The sequence below is a fragment of the Streptomyces sp. NPDC041124 genome (assembly GCF_055592385.1).
In genome coordinates, this window is sequence record NZ_JBVIYR010000013.1 from 1 (window position 1) to 25,531 (window position 25,531).

At 72.3% G+C, this 25,531-nt stretch carries 23 protein-coding genes and 1 pseudogene; 11 read left to right on the forward strand and 13 right to left on the reverse strand.

The genetic code is table 11. The features are described 5' to 3' along the window. Nucleotides 1–94: pseudogene (locus ACZ6A9_RS29070) on the forward strand (DUF4396 domain-containing protein); the annotation flags it as partial. A 26-nt stretch (nt 95–120) separates the two neighbouring features. Here ACZ6A9_RS29070 and ACZ6A9_RS29075 read toward each other — a convergent pair. The 3 genes from ACZ6A9_RS29075 to ACZ6A9_RS29085 all read right to left on the reverse strand — a co-directional run bounded on the left by ACZ6A9_RS29075 (nt 121) and on the right by ACZ6A9_RS29085 (nt 2,348). Further along, a complete protein-coding gene (locus ACZ6A9_RS29075; RefSeq protein WP_468991286.1) occupies nt 121–801 on the reverse strand; it encodes a class F sortase in 681 nt (226 codons plus the stop codon). Between the two features lie 5 nt (nt 802–806). After that, nucleotides 807–1,646 (reverse strand): DUF4397 domain-containing protein, encoded by an 840-nt coding sequence (locus tag ACZ6A9_RS29080; protein WP_468991289.1) that lies wholly within the window; start codon nt 1,644–1,646, stop codon nt 807–809. Between the two features lie 363 nt (nt 1,647–2,009). Continuing rightward, nucleotides 2,010–2,348 carry a helix-turn-helix transcriptional regulator gene (locus tag ACZ6A9_RS29085; RefSeq protein ID WP_468991290.1) on the reverse strand — a complete coding sequence of 113 codons (339 nt, stop codon included), beginning with the start codon at nt 2,346–2,348 and terminating at the stop codon, nt 2,010–2,012. Nucleotides 2,349–2,592: 244 nt separating this feature from the next. Here ACZ6A9_RS29085 and ACZ6A9_RS29090 point away from each other — a divergent pair, with 244 nt between their 5' ends. Continuing rightward, nucleotides 2,593–3,654, forward strand: coding sequence for a TerC family protein (locus ACZ6A9_RS29090; protein ID WP_468991293.1), 1,062 nt, complete (start codon nt 2,593–2,595; stop codon nt 3,652–3,654). 116 nt (nt 3,655–3,770) lie between these two features. Further along, nucleotides 3,771–4,217 (forward strand): universal stress protein, encoded by a 447-nt coding sequence (locus tag ACZ6A9_RS29095; protein ID WP_468991296.1) that lies wholly within the window; start codon nt 3,771–3,773, stop codon nt 4,215–4,217. Between the two features lie 84 nt (nt 4,218–4,301). Here the strand turns inward: ACZ6A9_RS29095 and ACZ6A9_RS29100 are convergent, their stop codons facing one another. The 10 genes from ACZ6A9_RS29100 to ppdK all read right to left on the reverse strand — a co-directional run bounded on the left by ACZ6A9_RS29100 (nt 4,302) and on the right by ppdK (nt 15,347). Continuing rightward, nucleotides 4,302–4,568 (reverse strand): metal-sensitive transcriptional regulator, encoded by a 267-nt coding sequence (locus ACZ6A9_RS29100; protein ID WP_468991298.1) that lies wholly within the window; start codon nt 4,566–4,568, stop codon nt 4,302–4,304. A gap of 41 nt (nt 4,569–4,609) precedes the next feature. Then, nucleotides 4,610–4,978 (reverse strand): thioredoxin, encoded by a 369-nt coding sequence (gene trxA / locus ACZ6A9_RS29105; RefSeq protein WP_468991301.1) that lies wholly within the window; start codon nt 4,976–4,978, stop codon nt 4,610–4,612. Between the two features lie 161 nt (nt 4,979–5,139). Beyond that, nucleotides 5,140–6,000, reverse strand: a complete 861-nt coding sequence (locus tag ACZ6A9_RS29110) for a sulfite exporter TauE/SafE family protein (protein WP_468991305.1) — start codon at nt 5,998–6,000, stop codon at nt 5,140–5,142. Nucleotides 6,001–6,005: 5 nt separating this feature from the next. Next, a complete protein-coding gene (locus ACZ6A9_RS29115) occupies nt 6,006–6,587 on the reverse strand; it encodes a rhodanese-like domain-containing protein (RefSeq protein ID WP_468991308.1) in 582 nt (193 codons plus the stop codon). Beyond that, a complete protein-coding gene (locus tag ACZ6A9_RS29120; RefSeq protein WP_468991310.1) occupies nt 6,584–7,987 on the reverse strand; it encodes an MBL fold metallo-hydrolase in 1,404 nt (467 codons plus the stop codon). Before ACZ6A9_RS29120 ends, ACZ6A9_RS29115 begins: the two co-directional genes overlap by 4 nt. After that, on the reverse strand, nt 7,984–8,340 hold the full coding sequence (locus ACZ6A9_RS29125) for a rhodanese-like domain-containing protein (RefSeq protein ID WP_468991313.1): 357 nt from the start codon (nt 8,338–8,340) through the stop codon (nt 7,984–7,986). Before ACZ6A9_RS29125 ends, ACZ6A9_RS29120 begins: the two co-directional genes overlap by 4 nt. Before the next feature lie 232 nt (nt 8,341–8,572). After that, nucleotides 8,573–11,215, reverse strand: coding sequence for a bifunctional acetaldehyde-CoA/alcohol dehydrogenase (adhE, locus tag ACZ6A9_RS29130; protein WP_468991318.1), 2,643 nt, complete (start codon nt 11,213–11,215; stop codon nt 8,573–8,575). Between the two features lie 188 nt (nt 11,216–11,403). Beyond that, nucleotides 11,404–12,051, reverse strand: a complete 648-nt coding sequence (locus ACZ6A9_RS29135) for a CBS domain-containing protein (RefSeq protein ID WP_468991321.1) — start codon at nt 12,049–12,051, stop codon at nt 11,404–11,406. An 85-nt stretch (nt 12,052–12,136) separates the two neighbouring features. Further along, nucleotides 12,137–12,520, reverse strand: coding sequence for a hypothetical protein (locus ACZ6A9_RS29140; RefSeq protein WP_468991324.1), 384 nt, complete (start codon nt 12,518–12,520; stop codon nt 12,137–12,139). 130 nt (nt 12,521–12,650) lie between these two features. Continuing rightward, nucleotides 12,651–15,347 (reverse strand): pyruvate, phosphate dikinase, encoded by a 2,697-nt coding sequence (gene ppdK / locus ACZ6A9_RS29145; RefSeq protein ID WP_468991327.1) that lies wholly within the window; start codon nt 15,345–15,347, stop codon nt 12,651–12,653. 229 nt (nt 15,348–15,576) lie between these two features. On the opposite strand from ppdK, the gene ACZ6A9_RS29150 reads away from it, so the two are divergent. The 8 genes from ACZ6A9_RS29150 (at nt 15,577) to adhP (ending at nt 25,508) form a co-directional block, all read left to right on the forward strand. Next, nucleotides 15,577–16,518, forward strand: a complete 942-nt coding sequence (locus tag ACZ6A9_RS29150; protein ID WP_468991332.1) for a universal stress protein — start codon at nt 15,577–15,579, stop codon at nt 16,516–16,518. Nucleotides 16,519–16,849: 331 nt separating this feature from the next. Next, on the forward strand, nt 16,850–19,108 hold the full coding sequence (pflB, locus tag ACZ6A9_RS29155) for a formate C-acetyltransferase (RefSeq protein ID WP_468991334.1): 2,259 nt from the start codon (nt 16,850–16,852) through the stop codon (nt 19,106–19,108). Beyond that, the gene (gene pflA, locus ACZ6A9_RS29160; RefSeq protein WP_468991337.1) at nt 19,105–19,851 is read left to right on the forward strand and encodes a pyruvate formate-lyase-activating protein; all 747 of its coding nucleotides are present in this window, start codon (nt 19,105–19,107) and stop codon (nt 19,849–19,851) included. The genes pflB and pflA overlap by 4 nt, the downstream gene beginning before the upstream one ends. 93 nt (nt 19,852–19,944) lie before the next feature. Further along, nucleotides 19,945–20,646 (forward strand): response regulator, encoded by a 702-nt coding sequence (locus tag ACZ6A9_RS29165; RefSeq protein ID WP_468991339.1) that lies wholly within the window; start codon nt 19,945–19,947, stop codon nt 20,644–20,646. A gap of 163 nt (nt 20,647–20,809) precedes the next feature. After that, complete coding sequence (locus tag ACZ6A9_RS29170) at nt 20,810–22,567, forward strand: sensor histidine kinase (protein WP_468991342.1); 1,758 nt, start codon at nt 20,810–20,812, stop codon at nt 22,565–22,567. A gap of 240 nt (nt 22,568–22,807) precedes the next feature. After that, the gene (locus ACZ6A9_RS29175; RefSeq protein WP_468991344.1) at nt 22,808–23,437 is read left to right on the forward strand and encodes a hypothetical protein; all 630 of its coding nucleotides are present in this window, start codon (nt 22,808–22,810) and stop codon (nt 23,435–23,437) included. Between the two features lie 107 nt (nt 23,438–23,544). Further along, nucleotides 23,545–24,450 (forward strand): universal stress protein, encoded by a 906-nt coding sequence (locus ACZ6A9_RS29180; RefSeq protein ID WP_468991347.1) that lies wholly within the window; start codon nt 23,545–23,547, stop codon nt 24,448–24,450. 35 nt (nt 24,451–24,485) lie between these two features. Continuing rightward, complete coding sequence (adhP, locus tag ACZ6A9_RS29185; RefSeq protein WP_468991348.1) at nt 24,486–25,508, forward strand: alcohol dehydrogenase AdhP; 1,023 nt, start codon at nt 24,486–24,488, stop codon at nt 25,506–25,508. Nucleotides 25,509–25,531 lie beyond the last annotated feature (23 nt).

Here is a 25,531-nt window from a genome sequence, read left to right on the forward strand (position 1 = left end):
CGGCTTCGCCGTCGCGTTCGTGATCACCACGCCGGTCAACAAGTGGATGATCGGCCGCGGCAAGGGCCACGCCGTCGTCCACGCCCACCACTGACGCACCCAGGCGAAGGCCGGCCGGGGTCAGCCGTGCTCGGGGACCGGAACGGCGTACACCAGCAGATTCCGCTGGTAGCCGCCATGGTCGTGGTCGTAGGGGGGCGCGCAGGTGACCAGGGTCAGGACGGGCCGCCCGTGACGCCGGAAGACCTCGTCGGGGAGCCTGTCCTTGTCGACCACCTCACGGGCCGTCACCTCGTACCGGACAGGGGGCGCGTCCGCGCGGGAGACGGCGATGTCGTCGCCCTTTCGGACCTCGTACAGCTTGGCGAAGGCGCCCAGGTCGCCGGTGCGGTCGTCCACATGGCCGATGAGGACGGCGGATCCGGTGGGGGCGCCCGGCGCGGGGCCGTGGCGGTACCAGCCGATCCGCCCCGCGTCACCGGGGATCTCCACCGTGCCGTCGTCCTCGACGCCGACGTCATGGATGCGGACGTCCAGGGAGAGCCGTGGGATGCGCAGCGCCGTCGGCTCGGGTCCGGGGACGGACGGGTCCTCCGCCTCGCCCGGTCCGCCGTCGTGGACCCCCTTCGACGGTCCGACCGCGGGCTCCAGGGCCCGCGGCCGGTCGCCGAAGTCCGACGGAGCCGAGGCTTTGGCCGGCCACAGCGACCAGGCCAGCACAGCCGCCAGGACGGCGGCGACGACCGCGGCGACCCCGATGGCCGCCGCGGACGTTCGCCCGCCCCCGGTGGAGAGGCGCATGGCCGTCAGCCGCTCCGGTGGTACCTGCGGTGGGCGGCCAGCAGCCCGGCGACCGCGACGGCGCCCGCGGTGCCCCAGGCGAGCCAGACGGTGGCTGACTCGTTGTCGGCGGCCATCGCGCCGTTCCCACCGGCGTTCACACCGTTCGGCGCGGAGTCCATGCCGCTGATCGTCTGCGTCTTCAGCGCGAGGTTGTCGTCCTCGGCACTGCCCCAGGCGTAGACGATCGTGCCGGTGCCCTCGGCGAGGTCGAGGTCGGCGGGGCCGATGGCCACGGTGTCGGTCCCGGCCAGGACGACGTCGGCGTTCACCGTGCCGGCGGGCACCTCGAGCGACTTCTCGTTCGGGTTGGTCAGGTCCTCGACGACCGGCTCGCCGCCCGCGCGGACGTCCACGGCGGGCGCCGCGGCTACGTGACGGACGGTCAGCCGCGATTGGCCGGCCGGCACCTCGGAGGTGTCGTTGACGAACGCGGTGAGCGTGGGGTCGCCCTGCGCGTCGAGGTGGGCCGCGAGCGTGGCGTTGGCCCCGGCCGGTACCTCGACGCTCTTCTGGACGGCGGGATCGCCGTCGGGGCCCTGGCCGTCGGCGAAGATCTCGATGTCGTAGGTGCCCGGGTCCAGGGACTGGGGCTCGGTCAGGGTGCCGGGCTCGAAGTCGGGGATCAACTCGTTGCCGTTGGCGTACACGTCGACGGTGAGGCCCGGAACGCCGTGGAAGACGGACACGGATGCCTTGCCGTCCTCCTGCGCCGTACTGCCGGCGGAGGCGGGGGCTGCCACGGCGAGGGACAGGACGCAGGCCCCGGCGGTGGCGGTGGCGATCTTCCTGCTGCGTGAGTTCATCGTCGGAACTCCCTTCATGAGGGCCCCGGTCATGCGTGGGGCCCGGCTTCCCGAGTGCGGCTTCCCAGATGTGTCACGCGACGGGTTCTTCGGTCGGTGGTACGGGTGCCGTCGGGAGGGGGTCACTGGTGACGTCACGTGTGTGGTCGTAAAGCGAGGGCGGACCGGACCGGCCCGGGCGTGCCTTTGAAGGGCCCAGCACGTGGATTCCGGCCGCCGTGGGACGGAGCGGGCGCTCGCCGTTGAGCGGTCCGCTTCCCGTGACACGTGAACCAGTGTGGGCCGCCGTGCGGCCATCCGCCACTTGTCAGAACCGCTGCGGTCTCCGCAGGCCGGCGGTGCCGCAGGCTGTCGGGCGGGTGGTCACGAGGCGGCGCTTCCGGTGTCCTCGGCGGGGCTGTCCTCGCGGTGCAGGAAGGTGGCCAGCAGGTCACCGACGGGGTGGTCGGCTTCGGACGGGTGACGCAGGGCCACGGTGGGGTCGATGGTGTAGCGGTTGCGGCGGCCTACGCGAGTGCGGGTGAGATATCCGGCGGCCTCCAGGTCGGCGACGATCAGTTGCACGGCCCGTTCGGTGATGCCGATGAGCTCGGCGACGTCGCGTCCCCGTGCTTCCGGGTCACGGGCGAGGGCGATCAGGACACGGGCGTGGTTGGTCAGGAACGTCCACTGGCCACCGCGCGTGGCGGAGGGCTGACTCATGAACTCCATCATACGAAGCCCGTTTCGCTTGATCAAAGAAATTTCGCGAAAGTAGATTGACGAAAAACTTTTCGCGCAATTCTTGACGTAGGTCGGAGGCCGGGTGACGCTGGACATGTCTCCACCTCCCCTTCGACCTCGCCGGAAGGGATCCCGATGTCCCCTCGGACCCCGCCCCGCATCAGCGTCATCGGCGCTGCTCGCCCGCGTCCTTCTCGCTCCCGCCCGAGGAAGCCCAGCAACCATGAATGAACTGTCGTTCGCCGTCCCGCTGTGGGTGTGGGCCGCGGTCACCGCCGGTATCGGCGTGATGCTCGCCGTCGACCTGATCGCCCACCGCGACAACCACGTGATCGGCTTCCGCGAGGCCGCGCTGTGGAGCGCGCTGTGGATCGCCGTCGGCCTGGGTTTCGGCCTGGTCCTGCTGGCATGGCAGGGCGGCGAAACCGCCTCCACCTACTACGCCGGCTACCTGATCGAGAAGGCTCTGTCGATCGACAACGTCTTCGTCTTCGCGCTGGTCTTCTCGTTCTTCGCCGTTCCCGACGCCTACCAGCACAAGGTGCTGTTCTGGGGCGTCATCGGGGCGCTGGCGGCCCGGCTGGTCTTCATCTTCGTCGGCGCCGAGCTGCTGCAGGTGTTCTTCTGGACCGCCTACCTCTTCGGTGCGTTCCTGATCTGGACCGGCTGGAAGATGGCCGTCTCCAAGGACGAGGAGGTCCACCCCGACCGCAACCCCGTCGTCCGCCTGGTCAAGAAGCTCATCCCCACCGATCCGAGGTTCCACGGCGACAAGTTCTTCATCCGCGTCAGCGGCAAGCGCATCGCGACGCTGCTGTTCGTGGTACTGGTCGCCATCGAGGCCACCGACCTGATCTTCGCCGTCGACTCCGTCGCCGCGGTCCTCGCGATCACCACCAACACCTTCCTGGTGTGGACCGCCAACGCCTTCGCCGTCCTGGGCCTGCGCAGTCTGTACTTCTGCCTCGCCGGACTGCTGCGCCGCTTCCAGTACTTGCACTACGGCCTCGCGGTCCTGCTCGCCTTCGCCGGGGTCAAGCTCATCCTGTCCGAGACACCCGTGGGCAAGCTGCCCATCCCCCTCACCCTCGGCGTCATCGTCACCACCATCACCGTGTCCATCGGGTGGTCGCTGATCGCCACCCGCGGCCGGCCGCCGTCCGCCGTTCAGGACCGTCCGGCGGGGACGGCGGCGGACGAGGCCCGTCGCGCCGCAGCGCACACTCCTGCGGCCCACCGGCCCGCACCCCCGCAGGCCACCGAGCACGACAAGGAATCGCCATGACCACACCCTCCTTCTTCCTTCGACCGGAAGGCGTGACGGCCATGACCTCCTCTCGTCCGCACCCCGCGCCCGCGTCACCCGTTTGTGGACCGGATCGCTCAGGCACACGGTTTCCGGTGGCCGCGGTGCTGGCCGACCGCCTCGACGACGTCCCCGTGGTGGAGGCCGCCGTCCGGCTGGCCGACGCACGTGGCGCCCCACTGCTGCTGATCGCGGTGATGCCGCCGTTGCCGCCGAGGGCCGCGGCGCGCCACCCGGCCAGTCCGGCAGTCCGAGCGGTGGTGGGGCGGGCCCTGCCCCGTCTGGCCCGGGCCGGTATCACCCACACGCCCGCCGTCTACCATCGCCCTGCCGGCCGTGCCGGACGCCTGGGGACGGCCAGGGGCCTGCTGGACGTGGCGGTCGCGCACGGCAGCTCGGTGCTGGTCGTCTCGCGCAGCGGGCCGGCCGAACTCGATGCGGGCACCGTGATGGAGGCGGCCGCCATCCGTGGCGGTCCGCTCGTCCGGGCAGCGCCACCGGTGCCCTGGGTGCCGCTGGTCGCGCCCTGCCCTGACGGCTGACCGGCATTCCGGGCAGCCGACGGGAGGGGGCTGCCTTCGAACGGCGGATCAGCGCACACCGCCGGCCCCGGGGCTCATTGGGTCTCAGGAGAGGGAGAGGAAGAGCCTCTCCATCTTCTGGGTGTCGAGGCTGTCGGCGCCGCCCTCCTGGCTCAGGCACTCCTTGAGGCCGCTGGCGACGATGGCGAAGCCGGCGCGGTCCAGCGCGCGGTTGACCGCGGCGAGCTGGGTGATGACGTCCTCGCAGTCGCGTCCTTCCTCCAGCATGCGAACGACGCCGGCGAGCTGGCCCTGGGCGCGCTTGAGCCGGTTGGCGGCCGACCGCACCTGGTCGGCGGGGAGCTGGACCATGGGGTGTCCTCTCGAAGGGCCGGCCGGGGGACCGGCGGTGGTCACTGGCCGGGGCTCGAGGTCGCGAGGGAGGCACGCACCTCGTCCATGTCCAGCCCGCGGACGGCGGTGATCAGCTGGTCCAGGGCCTGCGGGGGCAGGGCGCCGGGCTGGGAGAAGACCAGGACGCCCTCGCGGAAGGCCATCAGCGTGGGGATCGAGGTGATGTCCGCAGCGCTGGCGAGGGCCTGTTCGGCCTCGGTGTCGACCTTGCCGAAGACGATGTCCGAGTGGGCCTCGGAGGCCTTCTCGTAGACGGGGGCGAACATCCGGCACGGTCCGCACCACGCGGCCCAGAAGTCCACCAGGACGATGTCGTTGGCGGTGACGGTCTTCTCGAAGTCCGCGGCGGTCAGGGCGACGGTGCTCATGGGATGTTCCTTCCGTTTCGCGGGAGTGTGGGCGTTTGATACCCCCTGGGGTAAAGAACGCGGGAGTGAGGCGGGACATTCCCCGGACGGCACGGCATGCCGCTGCCCCGGCGCTCCGAGGGGACGGGACGACGGGGCAGCGGTGGCCGGGCCGGTGGGCGCTAGGTCCGGTGGACGACCCGGCGCAGCGGACAGCGGGCGACGAAGCCGTAGCAGACACCCGCACCGGCGCCCAGCGAGGCGAGGGCCGCCAGGATCGGGACCGCTATGTGGGCGGGGGCCTGCTGGATCAGGACGAAGGTGCCCATGGCCAGCACGAACCAGGCGAAGAGCCGGGAGAGGACGTGCGCGGGGACGCGCCCGGCCAGCCGCGCCCCGGCCAGGCTGCCGGCGACCGCGAATCCGGTGACGGCCAGGGTCAGGGTCCAGTCGATCTGGACGCTCGACAGGTAGCCGGCGAAGCCGGCCGCGGACTTCATCGCGATGACCAGCAGGGAGGTGCCGACGGCCACCGGCATGGGCAGGCCGCCCAGCAGGGCCAGGGCGGGGACGACGAGGAAGCCGCCGCCCGCGCCGACCAGGCCGGTGGCCAGACCCACGGCCGCGCCGTCCAGCAGGACCCGTCCTACGGGGAGTTGCTGGTGGGCCCGGCCGGGATCGGCACCTCGGCGGCCGCGGAGCATGGCGGCGGCGGTGACGATCATCATGACCGCGAAGGCGATCAGCAGGACGACGTCGGGGATGTGGCCGCCGACCAGTCCGCCGGTGTAGGCGCCGGCCATGCCGGCCGCTCCGAACAGGACACCGGTGCGCCAGCGGACCCGCCCGCCGCGGGCGTGGTTGATCACGCCCACGGCGGAGGTGACGCCGACGACGAACAAGGAGGTGGCGATGGCCTCCTTGGCGTCCATGCCCGCGACGTAGACCAGCAGCGGCACGGTCAGGATCGACCCGCCTCCCCCGAGCAGCCCGAGGGAGACGCCGACCAGCAGCGCGAGAACCAGGACGAGCGTCAGCGTCATGGTGGTCACCTGCCGTCGGCGAGCCGGGCGACGGCCTTGCGCGGGTCGAAGGAGGGGGTGCGGTTCCACGGCATCCTCGACAGCAGGACGCCCATGGCGCAGGTGTTGCTGATGGCCGCGAAGGCCAGTCCACCGCCCACGAACGCGGACAGCGCCTGAAGGCCGGGTACGGCGAAGCTGCCGAGGGCGCCGACCAGCACCAGGGAGCCGGCGACCAGGCGGACCTGGCGTTCCATGTCCCAGCGCTCCTGTCCGTAGTTGGTCGGTGCGCCGGACTTCTCCCAGGCGGACATGCCGCCCGACAGGACCGCCAGGCCGGGCAGTCCGGCCTCGGCGAGGGCGCGTTCGGCCTGGCCGGCGCGCTGGCCGGAGCGGCACACCAGCACCACGTCGGTGTCCAGGTGCCGGGTCAGTTCCTCGCGGTGCTCGCGCAGGGTGTCCAGGGGGACGTTGTAGGAGCCGGGGATGTGCGCTCCCTCGAACTCGGCGGGGGAGCGGACGTCGAGCAGGCGCGGCGGGCCGGCGGAGGCCAGCCGGGTGCGCAGTTCGTCGATGGTCAGGCTGCGGGGTGCGGTGGGGGCGGTCACGCGTTGATCTCCTGTCGGTCGTCGGAGGATGCGGGGGTTCGGGAGGGGAGGGAGCACAGCCCCAGGTCGAGGGCGTTGTCGAAGCTGTCGTCGACGGCGACGACGTCGCGGCCGCGGGCGTGGAGCAGTGCGGCGACGACTCCGGCGCGGTAGCCGCCGGCGCAGTGCACCCAGACGGGGCCCGCGGGGATCTCCTCGAGACGGTCAGGCACCTCGTGGATGGGGATGTGCACCGTGCCGGGGATGTGCGCCTCGGCGCGCTCCTGGTCGCGGCGTACGTCCAGGACGACGAAGTCGTCGTCGCCGTCCAGGGCGGCCTTCAGGTCGCCGAAGGTGGCGCGCTCGTAGGCGGCCAGCGGCTCGCCGCCGGCCCAGTCCCCGGGGCCGCCGGTGGCCATGGCGGCCGGGCGGTCGATGCCGATGCGGACCAGCTCGCGCTGGGCCTCGGCCACGTCCTCGGCACTCTCCCCGAGCAGGGTGAGCGGGGTGCCCCACGGGATCAGCCAGCCCAGGTAGGTGACGAACTGGCCGTCCAGGCCGAAGTTGAGGCTGCCGGCCAGGTGCCCGGCGGCGAAGGCGGTGCGGTCGCGCAGGTCCACCACCCACTCGCCGGCCTCGATCCTGCGGCGCAGCTCGGCCGGGTCCGCCACGGACGGGGCCGACAGGTCGGGATCGCCGGGTCCTTCGGAGTTGGCCGGCCCCATGTGGGCGTAGTAGGCGGGGTAGGCGTCCAGGCCCGCCAGGAGCTGCTCGACGTAGGCCTCCTCGTCCGCGGTCAGCGCGGTGTTGGTCCGCTTCTCCTGGCCGATGGTGCTGGCCAGGCCGGTGGCCTGGGTCGCGGAGCAGAACGAGCCGAACCCATGGGTGGGGTAGACGGCCGTCTCGTCCGGCAGTTCCTCCGCCAGCCGTCGCGCCGAGTGCCACTGGGCGCGCACCAGGGTGTCGGTGTGGTCAGGGCCCAGGAGGTCGGGGCGCCCGGTGGTGCCGTACAGCAGCGAGCCGCCGGTGAACACCGCGAGCTGCTCCCCGTCGGCCTCCAGGGCGTAGGAGAGGTGGGTGTGGGTGTGGCCGGGGGTGTGGATCGCCCGCACTCGCAGCGTGTCGCCGACCTCGATCACCTGGCCGTCGCGCACCGGGGTCCGCTCGTAGGAGACCTCGTCGTCGGCGTTCACCAGGTAGCGCGCGCCCACCTCGCGGGCCAGGGCCAGGCCGCCGGTGACGTAGTCGTTGTGGATGTGCGTCTCGAACACGTGGGTGATCCGCACTCCGGCGGCGTCGGCCAGCGCGGTCACGCGGTCGTAGTCGCGCTGGGGGTCGACCACCAGGCCCACGGAACCGTCGTGGGCGAGGTAGGTGCGGTCGCCGAGGCCGGGGGTCTCGACGGGCAGAACGGTGATCATCGTGTCTCCTCGGAAGTGGCGGGGGTGGTGGGCGTGCCGGGCTCGTCACCCGTGACCGAGGGGTGGCCCGCGTCGATCCAGGCGGCGGTGCCGCCGCTGACGCTGTGGGCGTCGTAGCCCAGGTCGCGGAGCAGGGACGTCGCCTGCGTGCTGCGGCCGCCGCTCTGACAGATCACGTGGACCGGCCGGTCCTTGGGCAGTGCGGCGAGGGCCAGGGGGAGGTCGGGCAGCGGCGCCGACCGGGCGCCGGGGACATGGCCGGCGCGGTACTCGCCGCGGTTGCGGACGTCGATGACGAGTGCGCCCGCGGCGTGCGCCTCGGCGAACGTGTGCTGATCGATCTCGGGAACCATGCGGGGAACTCCTGCTCACTCGGCCTTCGCTGATACCCGGGGGGGTATGCATGGCTCAACCGTAACAGGATGCGGTTTATGCCCCGGGGGGTATCCGGAAGTGAGGTGTTTCACATACCCGCCGCTCCGCCCCCGCCGGGCGCGGCACGCGCCCGGGAACGCCGAAGCCGCCGTGCGGGAGCCCGTCAGCTCCCGCACGGCGGCCTCGGACCGGTGACCACCGGCCCCGTGGTCAGCCGTGGTAGGCGGTGCGCATGAGCGCCTGCATGTCGTCCAGCATGGGCATCCGCGGGTTGGCGGGTGCGCACTGGTCCTCGAAGGCGTTCAGTGCCTGCTGGGGCAGGGCGTCGAGGAAGGCCCTCTCGTCCACGCCCAGGGCCCGGAACGACGGCTCTATGCCCACGGCGTCGCGCAGCCGCTCCACGGCGCCGGCGAGGGACTCCACGCCCTCCCGCGGGGTCGCGGCTGCCAGTCCGAGAGTGCGGGCGATGTCCTGGAAGCGTTCCGGGGCCCGGTAGTTCTCGTACTTGGGCCAGCCGGTGAGCTTCGTGGGGACGGTGCCGTTGTAGCGGATGACGTGGGGGAGCAGGACCGCGTTGGTGCGGCCGTGCGCGACGTGGAAGGTGGCGCCGAGGGTGTGGGACATGGCGTGGACGATGCCGAGGAAGGCGTTGCCGAAGGCCATGCCCGCGATGGTCCCGGCGTTGTGCATCCTCTCCCGGGCCTCCGCCGCACCGTCGCGCTCGTTCACCGCCCCCTCCAGGTTGCCGAAGATCAGGCGGATCGCGTGCAGCGCCAGGCCGTCGGTGAAGTCGTTGGCGTAGACGGACACATACGCCTCGATGGCGTGGGTGAGGGCGTCGAAGCCGCTGTCGGCCGCCAGCGCCGGCGGCAGGGCGGCGGTGAGGAGGGGATCGACGATGGCCACGCTCGGGGTGAGCGCGTAGTCGGCCAGCGGGTACTTCTTGCCGGTGGCCGGGTCGGAGATGACGGCGAAGGGGGTGACCTCCGCACCGGTCCCCGACGTGGTGGGCACGCACACCAGGCGGGCCAGCCTGCCCAGGGTCGGGAAACGGAAGGCACGCTTGCGGATGTCGGAGAACTTCTGCCGCATGTCCGCGAAGTCGATGCCGGGCTGCTCGTACAGCAGCCACATCACCTTGGCCGCGTCCATGGGCGAGCCTCCGCCCAGCGCGATGATCGTGTCGGGGCGGAAGTCCCGCATGAGGTCGGCGCCGCGCCGCACCGAGTCGATGCTGGGCTCCGGTTCGACGTTGTCGATGACCTGGAGGGTGACCGGGTCGCGGCGCCGCCGCAGGACGCGCGAGATCCGGTCGACGAAGCCGAGACGGGTCATCGTGGCGTCGGTGACGACGGTGACGCGGTGGACGTCCGGCATGGAGGTCAGGTAGCGGATGGCCTGCGGTTCGAAGTAGATCTTCGGCGGGACCTTGAACCACTGCAGGTTGTTGCGCCGGGTACCGACCCGCTTGATGTTCAGCAGCTGGGCGGCGGAGACGTTGTTGGACACCGAGGTGCTCCCCCAGGAGCCGCAGCCGAGGGTCAGCGACGGCAGCAGACCGTTGTAGACGCCGCCGATCGCGCCCTGCGAGGACGGGGCGTTGACGATGACGCGCACGGTCTTCATGCGGGTGCCGTAGGCCTCGGCCAGGTCACGGTCCTCGGTGTGGATGACGGCGCTGTGGCCCTGGCCGTGGAAGGCGACCATGTCGGCGGCCAGCGTGAAGCCCTGCTGTTCGTCCTCCGCCCGGAGCACGGCCAGCACGGGGCAGAGCTTCTCCCGGGTCAGCGGCTCGTCCGGGCCGACGTGTGCGGTCTCGACGAGGATGACCGAGGTGTCCTCCGGTACGGAGAATCCGGCCTGCCCGGCGATCCAGGCGGGGCTCTGTCCGACGGCGGCCGCGTTGACCTTGGGTTCGCAGCCGGCGCCCGAGCCGCCGGAGGCGGGGAAGAGGAAGGACTCCAGCTTCGCCTTCTCCTCGGCGGTCGCCAGGTGGGCGTGGAGGGTGCGGAACTCGGCGAGCGCCGCGTCGTAGATGCCGGTGTCCAGGATGACGGCCTGCTCGGAGGCGCAGATCATGCCGTGGTCGAAGGACTTGGACAGCACCAGGTCGTTGACGGCGCGGCGCAGCTTCGCGCTCTTGTGGACGTACGCGGGGACGTTGCCGGCGCCGACACCGAGGGCGGGCTTTCCGGCCGAGTAGGCGGCCTTGACCATGGCGTTGCCACCGGTGGCGAGGATCAGCGAGACGCCCGGGTGCCGCATCAGCGTGTCGGTGGCCTCGACCGACGGCTGCTCGATCCACTGCACGCAGTGCTCCGGCGCCCCCGCGGCGACGGCCGCGTCGCGCACCACGCGGGCGGCCTCGGCGCTGCACCGCTGAGCGGAGGGGTGGAAGGCGAACACGACCGGGTTGCGGGTCTTCAGCGCCATCAGCGCCTTGAAGACCGTCGTGGAGGTCGGGTTGGTGACCGGGGTGATCGCGCACACCACGCCCACCGGTTCGGCGATCTCGACCATGTCCTCGATGTCGTCACGGGCGACGACCCCGACCGTCTTCATGTGACCCATGCTGTGCGTGACGTGCTCGCAGGCGAACATGTTCTTGGCCGCCTTGTCCTCGAACACACCCCGACCGGTCTCCTCCACCGCCAGCAGGGCCAGCGCGGTGTGCTGGTCCAGGGCGGCGACCGACGCCTTCTTCACGATGTGGTCGACCTGCTCCTGCGTGAGGGACTCGTAGTCGGCGAGTGCCTTGAGGCCGGCCGTGACCAGACGGTCCACGGCGACCGCGGTGTCGGACGGGGCGTCGGTCGCGACGCGGTCTTCGGTCCGCACGTCCTGTCGGGTCATGATGTGTGCCTCCGTCGTCGGGGGCCGCCGTGGTGTCCGGCGGCGCCGCTGTCTGCCTTCACCGTCCTCCCGGACCGCCCGCCCGAGGAGACGCCGAAGGGCCCCTCCCGCGCCCTTGCGTCCCGGCTCTGCAGGGACCGTCGGCCCCGGCCCCTCGGCCCGCGCCGCGCCGCCGCCCGCCGCTGCGCTCACGGGTTCCCCGCCGGGGCGAGCCGGGTGGGCGCCGCACAGTCGTCGGTGCGGAAGCCGAGCCGGTTCATCACCCCGACCACGCCTTCGAGGCGCCAGACGGCGTGTACGAGCTCCGGCACCTGACTGCGCCGTTCGACCCGGCCGGACAGGGTGACGACCCCGTCGCGCACGGAGACGAGGACGGCGTCGGACGGCAGGTCCAGCGCGCCGACGACGATGTCCCCGGTCACCTGCCGGCGGATGTCGTCGTCGGCGCGCAGGAAGACCCGGAGGAGGTCGCGGCGGGTGGCGATGCCGATGAGCCGGTCGGCCTCGTCGACCACGGGCAGCCGCTCGACGCCCCGGCGCTCCATCAGCCGGGCCGCGTCCGCCACGGTCTGCTCCGGGTGCACGGTGATCGCGGGAGTCGACATCACGTCCCCCGCCCGCAGGGCGGAGGGCGGTGCGCAGCCGTCCCGGTGAGCCTGGATGCGTACCAGGTCGCTCCCTGACAGGACGCCGAGGACCTTGTCGTCGGCGTCCACCACCGGCAGCCCGCTGATCCGGTGGTGGTCGAGCAGCCGCACGACCTCCTTGAACGGTGTCGTCCGGTGCGCCTGCACGACGTCCCTGGTCATCACTGCACCGACGGTGTGAGTGGTCATGGCGGAATCTCCTTCGCGGACGCGACGGGGAGGGCCGGAGGCCGGCTCCGGCCCCCCGCCGGGTCGGGCGGCGCCGTGCGGGCGCCTACTTCATCGGGCCGCCGCGCCACGGAGGCGGCGCGGCCGTCCGGCGGACGGCGCCGTCCCGGTGGGCGACGCGTTCGACGCCGGCACGCAACCGGTCGTGGAGCCGGTCGGCGAGTTCGCGGGCGGTCGCCTCGCGGGCGTGGACGACGACGAGGCCGCCGCCGACGCGGATCTCGGCCCCCGCGGACCAGGGCAGCGCGAGGTGGTGGGCCGAGGCCCTCGAGACGCGTACCTCACCGCTCACCGGCGGCAGTCCGGGCCGGTCCAGTGCGGTACCGACCTTCTCGCGGAGGTAGGTGAGGGATTCCTCGTCCACCTCGCCGTCGGCGCGCACCCGGACGGTGTCGGTGGTCTCACGGGTACCGATGTCCTTGGCGGTCATGTGCTCCACTCCCTGTGATCGTTCCGTGACACCTCAAGACTGCTGCGCTTTTCGCCCGGATCCCAGAGGCGGCCGGCCCCGCCCGCAGGGGCGGTCGGCCCCCGGCCCCGGGGCCGAGGGGCCCCGGGCCTCACCTGCTGTCGCTCCCCTCGGTCCCCTCGAGCGCGGCCCGGCCCGCCTCCAGGCGCGCCACCGGCACCCGGAACGGAGAGCAGGAGACGTAGTCCAGCCCCGCGGTGTGGAAGAAATGCACCGAGTCGGGGTCGCCACCGTGCTCGCCGCACACACCGATCTTCAGGTCCGGGCGGGTGGCGCGGCCCTCGGCGACGGCGATGCCCACCAGCCGGCCGACCCCGTCGCGGTCGAGCGTCTCGAACGGCGAGACGGGGAAGACACCCTTGTCGAGGTAGGCGGAGAAGAACTCCGCCTCGACGTCGTCGCGCGAAAAGCCCCAGGTGGTCTGCGTCAGGTCGTTGGTGCCGAAGGAGAAGAACTCGGCCTCCTCGGCGATCCGGCCCGCCGTCAGGGCCGCCCTGGGCAGCTCGATCATGGTGCCGACGGGGCAGTCGACGGTGATGCCCGACGCCTGCGAGACGTCCGCCAGCACCCGTCGCACCTCCTCGCGTACGAGGCGCAGCTCCCGCACGTCACCGACGAGCGGGACCATGATCTCCGCCTGGGGGGCGCCGCCGGCCAGGATGCGCTCGGCGACGGCCTCACCGATCGCCCGGACCTGCATGGCGACCAGGCCGGGAACGACCAGCCCCAGCCGCACGCCGCGCAGCCCCAGCATCGGGTTCTCCTCGTGCATGCGGCGCACGGCGGTCAGCAGTTCGACGTCGTGGGCGTCCGCTTCCTCGCCCCGGGCCTCGGCGGCGGCGATCCGCACCGCCAGGTCGGTGTGGTCGGGCAGGAACTCGTGCAGCGGCGGGTCCAGCAGCCGGATGGTGACCGGCAGCCCGTCCATCGCCGCCAGGATGCCGGCGAAGTCCTGCCGCTGAAGGGGCAGCAGCTCCGCCAGGGCCCGGTCGCGCTCGGCGTCCGTGCCGGCCAGGATCATCCGCTCGACCAGCTTGCGGCGCTCACCGAGGAACATGTGCTCGGTTCGGCACAAGCCGACGCCCTGCGCGCCGAACCGGCGGGCCAGGGCGGCGTCCTGAGGGGTGTCGGCGTTGGCCCGCACCTCCAGGCGCCGGACGGTGTCCGCGCGGGACAGCGCCCGGGCCACCGCGCCGACCACGCCCCGTGCGCCCTCGTCGCCCCGGCCGTCCTCCAGGAACCGGATGACCGCCGAGTCCACCAGCGGCACCGAGCCCGCGTACACCGCTCCGGCCGAGCCGTCCACCGAGACGACGGTGCCCTCCTCGACGACGGTGCCGTCCGCGGTGGTGAAGCGGCGGTCCCCGGTGTCCACGGTGAGCTCCTCGGCGCCGCACACGCAGACCTTGCCCATGCCGCGGGCGACGACGGCCGCGTGGCTGGTCTTGCCGCCCCGGCTGGTGAGGACCGCCTGGGCGGCGATCATGCCGGGCAGGTCGTCGGGGGTGGTCTCCTGCCGGACGAGGACGACCTTCTCACCGGCGGCGGCGCGGCGCACGGCCCGGGCGGTGTCGAAGACCACGGCGCCGACCGCCGCGCCGGGGGAGGCCGGGACACCGCGGGCCAGTGCCGTGCCGGCCGCCGAGGCGTCGAACCGCGGGAACATCAGCCGGGCCAGGCCCTCGCCGCTCACCCGGGCCAGCGCCTCGTCCCGGGTGATGAGCCCCTCGTCGGCCAGCTCGGCGGCGAGGACGAACGCGGCCTCGGCGGTGCGCTTGCCGACCCGCGTCTGGAGCATCCACAGCGTGCCGCGCTCGATGGTGAACTCGATGTCGCACAGGTCGCGGTAGTGCCGCTCCAGGGTCTCCATGTGCGTCCGCAGCCGGGCGTACGACTCGGAATCCAGGCGCTCCAGCTCGCTCAGGGGCACGGTGTTGCGGATCCCGGCGACGACGTCCTCGCCCTGGGCGTCGGGCAGGTAGTCGCCGTACAGGCCGGGGCGTCCGGTCGCGGGGTCCCGGGTGAAGGCGACGCCGCTGCCGGAGTCGGACCCCAGGTTGCCGAAGACCATGCGCTGCACGTTGACGGCGGTGCCGAGGTCGTCGGCGATGTGCTCGCGCCGCCGGTACAGCCTGGCGCGTTCGCCGTTCCAGGACTCGAACACGGCCAGCACCGCCCGGCGCAGCTGCTCGGCGGGGGACTGCGGGAAGTGCTCCCCGCTCTCCCGGTGGATCAGGTCCTTGTACGTCTCGACCAGCTCGGCCAGGTCGGTCGCCGTCAGGTGCACGTCGTCCCGCACGCCGCGCGAGCCCTTCAGGAGGGCGAGGGCGTGCTCGAAGGAGGAGGAGTCGACGCCCATGACCGTGCTGCCGAACATCTGGACGAGGCGGCGGTAGGAGTCCCAGGCGAAGCGTTCGCTGCCGGAGGTCTTGGCCAGCCCGAGGACGGAGTCGTCGTTCAGGCCGATGTCGAGGATCGTCTCCATCATGCCGGGCATGGAGAACCGCGCGCCGGAGCGGACGGACACCAGCAGCGGGTCGTCCGGCTGACCCAGCAGCCGGTCGGCGGACGCTTCGAGGGCGGAGAGGTACGCGGAGACCTCCTCCCACAGGCCCGCGGGCTCGCTGCCCGTGGCCAGGAAGGCGCGGCACGCCTCGGTGGTGAGGGTGAATCCCGGCGGTACGGGGAGTCCCAGGCGGGTCATTTCGGCCAGGTTCGATCCCTTGCCGCCGAGGAGGTCGGCCATGTCACGGCCGCCCTCGGTGAAGTCGTACACGTAATGGACCATGACGCTGCGCTCCTCAGCCTTGGGCGTGACGGTTCCAGCGTCGGACGGGAGCGTGCCCGGCGCGAGGTGCCGGCCGTCCCGTCCGGGGGACCGGGCGGCCCCGGTCGACGCCGTTCGTCCCGGAAGGACCTTCGGGCCCCTGCCGGGGCGGTACGGCCCGTGGACCACCGGTGCCGCCGGGAGGACGCTCGACGGCACCGGACGCCACCGACTCGGGAGGGGACACGTCATGCCGCACGACATCGTGGTGGGGGTCGACGGATCGGCCGCGGGCCTGGCCGCCGCGCACTGGGCGGCGCAGGAGGCCCAGCGGCGAGGGGCGGGACTCCTCGTGGTCCACGCCTGGCACCGCCACCCCCGCCCCGCCCCGGACATCCCCGCGGACGGCAACGAGCACGACTGGGCCGAGCGGGTGCTGGGAGAGGCCGTACGCAGCGTCCGTGCCGCCCACCCGGGTCTGCGGATCACCGACCGACTCGTGTGTGACGCGACGGTCACCACTGTGCTGGCCGCATCCGCCGACGCCGGCCTGCTGGTGCTCGGTTCCCTCGGCCTCGGAGCCCTGGGCGGATTCGTGACGGGCTCCGTGTCCCAGCGTGTCGTCGGCCGGTCCGCGTGCCCGGTCGTTCTGGTGCGTGCCGGACGGGGAGCCGCCGACGAGCACCTGCCGGCCACGGACGGCGTCGCCCCGGAGGAGGTCCCCGCGACGCCCTACCGCCGGGTGGTGCTGGGGCTGCGGACGGACCGTCCCTGCGACGAACTGATCGAGTTCGCCTTCGACGCCGCCCGCCGGCGTGACACCGGCCTGCTGGTGGTCCACGCCGTCCGGACGCCGTTCCGGCCCGCGCCGGCTCCCTCGGTGCTCCTGTCCGCCGCCCCGGAAAGCCCGGCTTTTGCCCCGCAGCCGCAGGCCTGGGCGCGGGCGGACGAGGAGCGGACTCTGGCGGCGGTGCTGCGCCCCTGGCGGGAGAAGTACCCGGCCGTCCCCGTGACCGAGACAGTCAGCGAAGGACGGGCCACCGTCGCACTGGTGCGGGCCACCCGGGAAGCGGGCCTCCTCGTGGTGGGCCGCCGCGCCACCGATCACCGGGTCGGTGTCCACACGGGCCCGGTCACGCACGCCGTCCTGCACCACGTGGGATGCCCCGTCGCCGTGGTCCCGCACGACTGAGGCGGCGCGGAACACCGGCCGGCCACCGGTCCGCCGGGGCCGGCCGGTCAGGGCCGGCCCCGGCGGACACCAGGGGACACCGGCACCACGACCTGCCGCTCGGGCACGCGCACCGCGCCTCTCCCGTGTGCCGCTCGGGCGTTCCGTCCCGTCGCTCTGAGGACGTCCGCCGCTCGGGTGTTCCTTCCCGTCGCTCTCGGCACGGAAGGCCGAAGGTCCCGGCCGGCAGGGGACGGAGGGGACCCGTCCGGTGCCCTGTCCGGCACTCCCCGCCGGGGGCCCGCGCGACGAACATCGACAGTGACAAGACCGTCCGACGAGAGGACCTGCGATGACCGCGACGGTGACAGCCGGCCCCCGAACCGCCGACGCCTGGCGTCAGTTCGCCGGAAGCGGATGGCGTGAGCGCATCGACGTGCGCGACTTCATCCAGGCCAACTACACCCCGTACGAAGGTGACGCCACCTTCCTGACCGGCCCCACCGACCGCACCCGCGCGGTCTGGGAGAAGGTCAGCGCGCTCTTCCCCGAGGAGCGGCGCCGGGGCATCCTCGACGTCGACACCGCCACCCCTTCCACGATCACCTCGCACGCGCCGGGCTACATCGACCGCGACCGCGAGCTGATCGTGGGTCTGCAGACCGACGCACCGCTCAAGCGGGCGATCATGCCCAACGGCGGGCTGCGCATGGTGGAGAACGGTCTGAAGGCGTACGGCTACGAGGCCGACCCCTTCGTCTCGGAGGTGTTCGGCACCTACCGCAAGACCCACAACGACGGCGTCTTCGACGCCTACACCCCGACGATGCGCGCCGCCCGCAAGGCCGGCATCATCACCGGCCTGCCGGACGCCTACGGCCGCGGCCGCATCATCGGCGACTACCGGCGCGTCGCGCTGTACGGCACGGACCGGCTGGTCGGGGCAAAGCGCGCCGAGCGGGCCCTGCTGGACGCCCGGCCCTCCACCGAGGACGTCGTCCGCGACCGTGAGGAACTGGCCGAACAGATCCGGGCCCTGGGTGAGCTCACCCGCATGGCGGCCACCTACGGCTGCGACGTCACCCGCCCCGCGGCCACCGCCCACGAGGCCGTGCAGTGGCTCTACCTCGGCTTCCTCGCCGCGGTGAAGGAACAGAACGGCGCCGCGATGTCGCTGGGCCGCACCTCCACCTTCCTGGACGTCTACCTCCAGCGGGACCTGGACGAAGGCATCCTCGACGAGTCCCGCGCCCAGGAACTGATCGACGACTTCGTGATCAAGCTGCGGATCGTGCGGTTCCTGCGCACCCCCGAGTACGACGCGCTGTTCTCCGGCGACCCGACCTGGGTGACGGAGTCCATCGGCGGCATCGGCGCGGACGGCCGACCGCTGGTCACCCGCACCTCCTTCCGCTTCCTGCAGACCCTCTACAACCTCGGTCCGGCCCCCGAGCCCAACCTGACCGTGCTGTGGTCGCCCCGGCTCCCGGACGGCTTCAAGCAGTTCTGCGCCCAGGTGTCCATCGACACCAGCGCCGTCCAGTACGAGTCGGACGAGCTGCTGCGCCCGCGCACCGGCGACGACACCGCGATCGCCTGCTGCGTCTCGGCGATGGCGGTCGGCAGGCAGATGCAGTTCTTCGGCGCCCGCGTCAACCTCGCCAAGGCCCTGCTGTACGCCGTCAACGGCGGCCGGGACGAGATGACGGGCGACCAGGTGGCCCCTCGGATGTCGCCGCTCACGGGGGAGTACCTGGACTACGACGAGTTGTCGGCGGCGTACGACCGCGTCCTGGACTGGCTCGCCGGGACGTACGTGGACGCGCTGAACGTCATCCACTACATGCACGACAAGTACGCCTACGAGCGCATCGAGATGGCGCTGCACGACCATCCGGTGCACCGCTTCATGGCGTGCGGCATCGCCGGCCTGTCGGTCGCCGTGGACAGTCTGTCCGCCGTCAAGCACGCCCGCGTCAAGGTGTTCCGCGACGCGACGGGACTGGCCGTGGACTTCAAGACCGAGGGGGAGTTCCCGGCGTACGGCAACAACGACGACCGTGTCGACGCGCTCGCCGTCGACCTGGTGGAGACGTTCATGGCGAAGGTGCGCGCGCACCCGACCTACCGGGACGCCGAGCACACGCAGTCGGTGCTGACCATCACCTCCAACGTCGTCTACGGCAAGCACACCGGCAACACCCCCGACGGCCGCCGCGCCGGTCAGCCCTTCGCCCCCGGAGCCAACCCGATGAACGGCCGCGACCGGCACGGCGTCGCCGCCTCGGCCCTGTCGGTCGCCAAGCTGCCCTACGAGGCGGCGCGCGACGGCATCTCCCTGACCACCACCATCACCCCGGAGGGACTGGGGCACGTCCCCGGGGAACGCGCCGGCCACCTGGTCGGCATCCTCGACGCCTACATGTCCTCGGGCGGCTTCCACATGAACATCAACGTCCTGGACCGGGCGACCCTGGAGGACGCCATGGAGCACCCGGAGAAGTATCCCGAGCTGACGGTCCGCGTCTCCGGGTACGCCGTGAACTTCGTCCGCCTGACCCGCGAGCAGCAACTCGACGTGATCAGCCGCACCTTCCACGGCTCGCTGTGAGCACCACCGTCGAGCCGGTCACGGGCCGGATCCACTCCTGGGACCTGTCCACGGGAGTGGACGGTCCCGGGACCCGGTTCGTGCTGTTCCTCAGCGGCTGCCCGCTGCGCTGCCTGTACTGCGCCAACCCGGACACCTGGCGCATGCGGGACGGCGAACCGGCCACCGTCGACGAGGTGATGGCCGAGATCGAGAAGTACCGGGCCTTCCTCACCACCGCCGGCGGGGGAGTGACCCTCACCGGCGGCGAGGCCCTCCTCCAGCCGGCCTTCACCGCCGCGGTGTTCCGCCGCTGCAAGGAAATCGGCCTGCACACCGCCCTCGACACCTCCGGCTTCCTCGGCGCCCGCGCGAGCGACGCCCTCCTCGCCGACACCGACCTGGTGCTGCTGGACGTCAAGTCCTTCGACGTCCGTACGTACCGCAGGCTGACCGGCGGTGACCTCGCCCCCACCCTCAACTTCGCCACCCGCCTCGACCGGCTCGGCAAGCGCATGTGGATCCGGTACGTCCTGGTGCCCGGCTGGACCGACGACCCGGAGGCGATCGACGGACTCGCCGGCTTCCTCGCGGGCCTCGGCAGTGTCGAGCGGGTCGACATCCTGCCGTTCCACAAGCTCGGTGCCGCCAAGTACGACGCCCTGGGCATCCCGTTCCCCCTGCGCGACACCCCGGTCCCCGACACGGCGCTCGTGGAGCGGGTACGGGGCCGGTTCCGCCGACGCGGCCTCGCGGCCCACTGAGGCGGGCAAGAACGGGCCAACCGCCCCGGGACCTCGGCCTTCCTGGAAAGATGAGGAGTTCTACGGAGACCGAGGCACACGAGGAGCGTTGCGATGGCGCACAGCGAGCAGGACGGCAGCACGGGAGACCCGATCAAGGTGTTCCTCCTGGACGACCACGAGGTGGTACGGCGGGGGGTGCACGACCTGCTGAACGACGAACCGGACATCACGGTGGTCGGAGAAGCGGCGACGGTGGAGCAGGCCCTGATCCGGGTTCCCGCGCTGCGCCCCGACGTGGCCGTGCTGGACGTGCGCCTGCCCGACGGGGACGGAGTGACCGTCTGCCGTGAGCTGCGGTCCCAGATGCCCGACCTGGCCTGCCTGATGCTCACCTCCTTCGACGACGAGGAGGCGCTCCTGGACTCGATCATGGCGGGCGCCGCCGGGTACGTGCTGAAGCAGATCCAGGGCTCGGACCTGGTCTCGGCCGTGCGGACCGTGTCCCGCGGCCAGTCGCTGCTGGACGCCAGCGCCACCGCCAAGCTGATGGCACGGCTGCGCGGAGCCGGACAGCAGCCGGTCGAGGAGCCGGACGGCCTGCCCGGCGGCCTGACCGAGAGGGAACGCGAGATCCTCGACCTCATCGGCGAGGGGCTGACCAACCGGCAGATCGGTCAGCGGCTGTACCTGGCCGAGAAGACGGTCAAGAACCACATCTCCCGTCTGCTCGCCAAGCTCGGCGTGGAACGCCGCGTCCAGGCCGCCGTCATCGCCACCCAGGCACGTGACCGCAAGCGGCCGGCAGGCCAGTAGCTCGGGCGGGCCGGCCGGTTCGGCCGCCGGGTGGGCGGGCACCGCCCGCCCGGCCGTGATCGCGTATGTGCTGATCCTCTGTCATCCTCCCTGTTGGAGCCGCTACCGTGGCGGCCGGACAATACGGCCGCCGACACGAGGTGGGGGCGTTGGAGGAGCAGCGTTGAAGAACGCCGAGGAAGCCCACGAGGCGCGGATACGACTGCCGCAGCTGCGGCTGGACGAGCTGCTGGAGGAGCTTCAGGCCCGGCTGGACGCGGCGCGCGGCACCCGGGACCGGGTGCACAGCCTCCTGGAGGCCGTGCTGTCGGTCGGCCGGGAGCTGGACCTGGAGCAGGCACTGCGCAGCATCGTGGAGGCTGCGGCGGTCCTCGTCGACGCGGAGTACGCGGCGCTCGGGGTGATCGGCCCCGACGGCGAGCGGCTGTCGGCCTTCCACACGGTGGGCGTCGACGAGGAGCAGATCGCACGGATCGGCCCCTACCCGGAAGGCCACGGCATCCTCGGCGAGCTGATCCGCCATCCCGAGCCACTGCGCCTGGCCAAACTCTCCGACCACCCCGCTTCCTACGGCTTCCCGGCCCACCATCCGCCGATGAACAGCTTCCTCGGTGTTCCGATCCGGGTGCGGGACCACGTCTTCGGCAATCTGTACCTGACCGAGAAGCACGGCGGGCAGCAGTTCGACGAGGACGACGAGTCGGTGCTGGCCACCCTCGCCGTGGCGGCCGGCGTGGCGATCGACAACGCCCGCCTGTACGAGGAGTCGCGGCTGCGCGAACGCTGGCTGCGGGCGAACGCGGAGATCACGCACACCCTCATGTCGGGCGCGGACCAGGGCGGCGTACTGCCGCTGATCGCCGAACGGGCCAGGGAGATCACCGCCTCCGCCCTGAGCGTGGTGGCCATGCCGGTGAGCGGGACGGACCGGCTCGCCGTGGAACTCGCGGTGGGCCGGGAGGCCGACGGGTGGCGCGGGATCGTCCTGCCCGTGGAGGGGAACCTCATCGGCGAGGCGTTCGTCCAGCGGGTGTCCGTTCACAGTCCGGACGTCTCCCGTGACTCCCGGACCGCGGCGGGACCTGCGGGTTCAGACCGGCTCGGACCGGCCGTCGCCGTGCCGATCGGCTCGGGCGACGAGGCCCGTGGCGTCGTTCTGCTGGTCCGGCAGGCGGGCGGCCGTGAGTTCTCCGAGACGGAGACCGAGCCGATCGAGGTCTTCGCCGCCCAGGCCGCCGTCGCCATGGAGCTGGCGGAGCGCCGCGAGGACGCCGGACAGATCGCCCTGCTGGAGGACCGGGACCGGATCGCGCGCGACCTGCACGACCTGGCGATCCAGCGGCTCTTCGCCACCGGCATGACGCTGCAGAGCGCCGACCGGTTCATCCAGCACGAAGGGGCCTCGGACCGGGTCCAGCGGGCCGTGAACGACCTCGACGAAACCATCAAGATCATCAGGTCCACGATCTTCGGTCTGCGTTCCCGCGAGGAGGACGCGGCTCCCGGCCTGCGTTCCCGCGCGGTGCGCGCGGTCGGTGAGGCCACCGCGCTGCTCGGCTTCGCCCCCAGTGTCCGTATGGAGGGCCTGCTCGACACGCACGTCCCCGCGGAGACCGCCGACCACGTCCTGGCCGTCCTCACCGAGTCCCTTTCCAACATCGCCCGGCACGCCCGCGCGGACCGCGCCGACGTGGTGCTGGAGACCGACGGCCAGCACGTCCGTCTGACGGTCACGGACAACGGCGTCGGCATCCCGCCCGGAGGCCGGCGCAGCGGCCTGACCAACATGGCCGAGCGGGCACGCACGCTCGGCGGTGACATGGAGCTGGAGAGTCCGAAGGAGAAGGGGACACGGCTGGTGTGGCACGCACCGCTGGGGCAGTCCTCGGACGACGCGGGGCACGGCCGGCCCGCCTCGTGACACACGGCGTCAGCGGACGAGCCTGCGGGCGTAGAGCTCAACAGGGTGATTTCGCGGCTGTGTTCGGCTCCCGGACGGCGCCGTCCCGCCTCGCGGTACCGGATGTGGCCGAAGGTCCCCGCCGATCAGGGCTGTTGAGTCCCCGGCTGCGGACCTTCGGCGTCGGGCGCCGGCCGGCGCGAGCCGGGAGAGTGAGTGGTGTCAGGAACCAACCGGACTCTCCCTGAAGGGACCACCGTCATGGCCGTTCACCAGCCCACGCACCGCACTTCGGGTCTCCACCTGCCGTCGTTCCGCAGGAACCGGGCCGCTTCCGCACCGGGGTCGGCCGAGTCGGCGGAGGCCGGCACGCGTACCGCACAGGCCTACGTCTGGGCATCGGCACGGGTGTTGATGGGGTTCGTCTTCCTCTGGGCGTTCCTCGACAAGACGTTCGGCTTCGGCTACGCGACCGCTTCCGGAAAGGGCTGGGTCGACGGTGGTTCGCCGACCGAGGGTTTCCTGGGACACGTCGCGGTCGGTCCGATGGAGTCGACGTTCCACTCCTGGGCCGGGGCGGCCTGGGCCGACTGGCTGTTCATGCTGGGTCTGCTGGGCATCGGACTGGCGTTGGTTGCGGGGGTGGCGCTACGCCTGGCGGCGCTGGCGGGGACGGTGATGATGGCGTTGATGTGGGTGGCGGAGTGGCCGCCCGCGCAGCACCTGTCGGACGGCTCGGCGAGCATGTCGACCAACCCGTTCATCGACTACCACCTGATCTACGCGGTGGTGTTGATCGCCCTGGCCGCTGTCTCGGCCGGTGACACGTTCGGACTGGGCCGGCTGTGGGCCCGGCTCCCGCTGGTCCGTGACCACGGATGGCTGCGCTGAACGCACCGGGTGGGGCAGGCCCTTGTGGACCCGCCCCACCAGCCCGCCGGCAGGAGCCGGCGGAAGAGACACCGGGAACGGACCGAACGACACAGGAGGTGGGCAGCATGGCCCGCACGATCACCGTGGGACTCGACGGCTCGCCCGAGAGCCGGGCGGCCGCCGACTGGGCGGCCCGCGAAGCGGCGCTGCGCCGGATACCGGTACGGCTGCTCCACGTGTGGCAGCCGGTTCCGGAGCCCATGGCACTGGCCCCGCTCCTCGGTGCGGACACGCACCGATACGAAACGGAGCGGATCCTCGCAGAGGCCGTCAAGGGCCTGAGACAGCGTCACCCCGGCGTCGAGGTGACCGGCGAACAGCAGGTCGGAGCCCCGGCCGAGATCCTGCTCGACGCCGCCCGCGACACGGAACTGCTGGTGCTGGGCTCGCGCGCCCTCGGCGGACTGGCGGGCTTCCTGGTCGGGTCCGTCGGCCAGTCGGTCGTCGCCCGGGCCGAGGTGCCCGTGGTCCTCGTGCGAGCGGGCGGGCAGGCCGCCGGCGAACACGTCGAGGACACCGCCGGCCTTTCCTCCGCCGCCACCGGCTTCCGGCCCGTGGTCCTGGGCCTGGACACCGACGGTCCCGACGAGACGGTGATCACCTTCGCGTTCGAGGAGGCCCGGCGTCGCGGGACCACGCTGACCGTCGTCCAGGGCTGGAACCTGCCGCCCTCCTACGTCCACAGCCTGGCCGCCGGCATGGACCCCCGCGAGGACATCGCCCGAGGGCAGGCCGCCGTGCTCACCGAGGCCCTGCTGCCGTGGCGCGAGAAGTACCCGGACGTCGAGGTGACCGAGAAGTCACGGCTCGGCAGCCCCGCCGACCACCTCGTCGACGCGGCCCGCGACGCCTCCCTCCTGGTCGTCGGCCGCCGTGTACGCCGCAACCCGTTCGGCGTGCACATCGGCGCCGTCGCCCACGCGGTCATGCACCACGCCACCACCCCCGTCGCCGTCGTCGCGCACCACTGACGCGCCGTCCGGCCCACACCGAAGGAGCAGACACCATGAAGGCAGCAGTCGTCCGGGAGTTCGGAGAACCCCTGGTCATCGAGGACCGTCCCGACCCCGAACCCGGCCCCGGCCAGGTCCGCGTGCGCGTCGAGGCGTCCGGCCTGTGCCACACCGACATCCACGCCGCGCACGGCGACTGGCCGGTCAGGCCCACCCCGCCGTTCGTCCCCGGCCACGAGGGCGTCGGCCTCGTCGAGAAGCTCGGCGACGGCGTGACCCACCTCGCCGTGGGGCAGCGTGTCGCGGTGCCCTGGCTCGGCAAGGCGTGCGGACGGTGCGAGCACTGCCTCTCCGGCTGGGAGACCCTCTGCGAGAGCCAGGTCAACACCGGGTACGGCTGTGACGGCGGGTACGCCGAGAAGATGCTCGCCTGGGCCGACTTCGCCCAGCCGGTGCCCGACGGCGTGAGCGCCCTCGACGCCGCCCCGCTGACCTGCGCGGGCGTCACCACCTACAAGGCCCTGAAGGTCGCGGACGTCCGGCCCGCCCAGCTCGTGGCGATCTCGGGCGTCGGTGGGCTCGGTCACCTGGCGGTGCAGTACGCGAAGATCGCGGGTGCCACCGTCGCCGCCATCGACGTCACCGACGACAAGCTGCGACTCGCCCGGGAACTCGGCGCCGACATCGTCATCGACGCCCGTACCCAGGACGTCGGCGCCGAGCTGAAGCGGCACGGCGGCGCGCACGCGGCCCTCGCCCTCGCGGTGAACCCGTCCGCCTTCGCGGCCGTCAACTCCGGTCTGCGCCGCGGCGGGAAGCTCGTCATGGTGGCCCTGCCGGCGCACGGCACCCTCCAGGTCCCGATCTTCGACACCGTGCTCAACGGTACCTCGGTGATCGGCTCCATCGTCGGCACCCGGCAGGACCTCGCCGAGGTCTTTCGGCTGCACGCCGAGGGCCGTACGAAGGTCATCCGCGAGACCCGCCCGCTGGCCGCCGTCAACGACTGCATGGAGGAGGTCCTGCACGGTCACGTCAAGGCCCGGATCGTGTTCGACCTCGACGCGGGAGCCTGAGGACGACGCCCCGTGCCGGGGCG

Bases quoted from the DNA above. Each gene is read 5' to 3' on its own strand.
- ACZ6A9_RS29075 (WP_468991286.1), bottom strand. From the start codon at position 801: ATGCGCCTCTCCACCGGGGGCGGGCGAACGTCCGCGGCGGCCATCGGG.
- ACZ6A9_RS29080 (WP_468991289.1), bottom strand. From the start codon at position 1,646: ATGAACTCACGCAGCAGGAAGATCGCCACCGCCACCGCCGGGGCCTGC.
- ACZ6A9_RS29085 (WP_468991290.1), bottom strand. From the start codon at position 2,348: ATGAGTCAGCCCTCCGCCACGCGCGGTGGCCAGTGGACGTTCCTGACC.
- ACZ6A9_RS29090 (WP_468991293.1), top strand. From the start codon at position 2,593: ATGAATGAACTGTCGTTCGCCGTCCCGCTGTGGGTGTGGGCCGCGGTC.
- ACZ6A9_RS29100 (WP_468991298.1), bottom strand. From the start codon at position 4,568: ATGGTCCAGCTCCCCGCCGACCAGGTGCGGTCGGCCGCCAACCGGCTC.
- trxA (WP_468991301.1), bottom strand. From the start codon at position 4,978: ATGAGCACCGTCGCCCTGACCGCCGCGGACTTCGAGAAGACCGTCACC.
- ACZ6A9_RS29110 (WP_468991305.1), bottom strand. From the start codon at position 6,000: ATGACGCTGACGCTCGTCCTGGTTCTCGCGCTGCTGGTCGGCGTCTCC.
- ACZ6A9_RS29120 (WP_468991310.1), bottom strand. From the start codon at position 7,987: ATGATCACCGTTCTGCCCGTCGAGACCCCCGGCCTCGGCGACCGCACC.
- ACZ6A9_RS29125 (WP_468991313.1), bottom strand. From the start codon at position 8,340: ATGGTTCCCGAGATCGATCAGCACACGTTCGCCGAGGCGCACGCCGCG.
- adhE (WP_468991318.1), bottom strand. From the start codon at position 11,215: ATGACCCGACAGGACGTGCGGACCGAAGACCGCGTCGCGACCGACGCC.
- ACZ6A9_RS29135 (WP_468991321.1), bottom strand. From the start codon at position 12,051: ATGACCACTCACACCGTCGGTGCAGTGATGACCAGGGACGTCGTGCAG.
- ACZ6A9_RS29140 (WP_468991324.1), bottom strand. From the start codon at position 12,520: ATGACCGCCAAGGACATCGGTACCCGTGAGACCACCGACACCGTCCGG.
- ppdK (WP_468991327.1), bottom strand. From the start codon at position 15,347: ATGGTCCATTACGTGTACGACTTCACCGAGGGCGGCCGTGACATGGCC.
- ACZ6A9_RS29150 (WP_468991332.1), top strand. From the start codon at position 15,577: ATGCCGCACGACATCGTGGTGGGGGTCGACGGATCGGCCGCGGGCCTG.
- pflB (WP_468991334.1), top strand. From the start codon at position 16,850: ATGACCGCGACGGTGACAGCCGGCCCCCGAACCGCCGACGCCTGGCGT.
- ACZ6A9_RS29165 (WP_468991339.1), top strand. From the start codon at position 19,945: ATGGCGCACAGCGAGCAGGACGGCAGCACGGGAGACCCGATCAAGGTG.
- ACZ6A9_RS29175 (WP_468991344.1), top strand. From the start codon at position 22,808: ATGGCCGTTCACCAGCCCACGCACCGCACTTCGGGTCTCCACCTGCCG.
- ACZ6A9_RS29180 (WP_468991347.1), top strand. From the start codon at position 23,545: ATGGCCCGCACGATCACCGTGGGACTCGACGGCTCGCCCGAGAGCCGG.
- adhP (WP_468991348.1), top strand. From the start codon at position 24,486: ATGAAGGCAGCAGTCGTCCGGGAGTTCGGAGAACCCCTGGTCATCGAG.